This is a genomic window from Candidatus Thiosymbion oneisti, assembly GCF_900092655.1.
Classification (GTDB): Bacteria; Pseudomonadota; Gammaproteobacteria; order Chromatiales; family Chromatiaceae; genus Thiosymbion; species Thiosymbion oneisti.
In genome coordinates, this window is record NZ_FLUY01001537.1 from 1 (window position 1) to 771 (window position 771).

The 771-nt window shown below is 62.6% G+C and carries 1 protein-coding gene; it reads left to right on the plus strand.

The genetic code is table 11. The annotated features are described in order from the left end of the window. On the plus strand, positions 1–771 hold a 771-nt coding region (locus tag BQ17_RS22040; RefSeq protein ID WP_176722467.1), incomplete at both ends, for a hypothetical protein.

Consider the following 771-nt stretch of genomic DNA (forward strand, 5'->3'; position numbering starts at 1 on the left):
CGGCGCCATCGACACGGCTGTTGCAACCAAGCTCGACGCGCAGGCCACCGGCGGCAACATCTACATCGATGAGACCGCCAGCCTCGCATTGGGTCGTATCGAGGCCGGTACGGCTGCTGACCGGAAGGACATCACCCTCACCGCAGGCGGTGCGATCACCGACAACAACTCCGAGGTTAAGGCGGATGACAGCGAGGAGGAGAACCTCGTGGGCGGCGCGATCAGCCTGACCGCGGGCGGCAGTATCGGTGCGGCAGGAGACGGCGATATCGACACCCAGGTGGACAGCCTGGATGCCAGCGCCGACGGTGACATCTTCATCGATGAGACCGACGCTCTCGACTTAGGTCGGATCGTCGCTGTTACGAACCCTGGTGGGTCCAATGAGCAGAGACATGCCATCACCATCGAAGCGGGTAGTGCCGGTGTGGCCGGTGGGCTCACGGACAAGACCCCTGATGATGACAGTGAGGAGAACCTGGTCGGCGGTGCCGTCAGGTTGACGGCAGTGGGTGGTGCCATTGGTGCAGCGGATGCTACCGATATCGACACCAAGGTGGACAGCCTGGATGCCAGCGCCGGCGGCGACATCTTCATTGATGAGACCGACGATCTTGCCTTGGGTCAAATCGTCGCGGGTACGGACGCTGATAGGAAGAACATCACCCTCACCGCAGGCGGTGCGATCACCGATGGGAACTCCGAGACTAAGGCCGATGACAGCGAGGAGGAGAACCTCGTGGGCGGTAACATCAGCCTGACCGCGGGCGG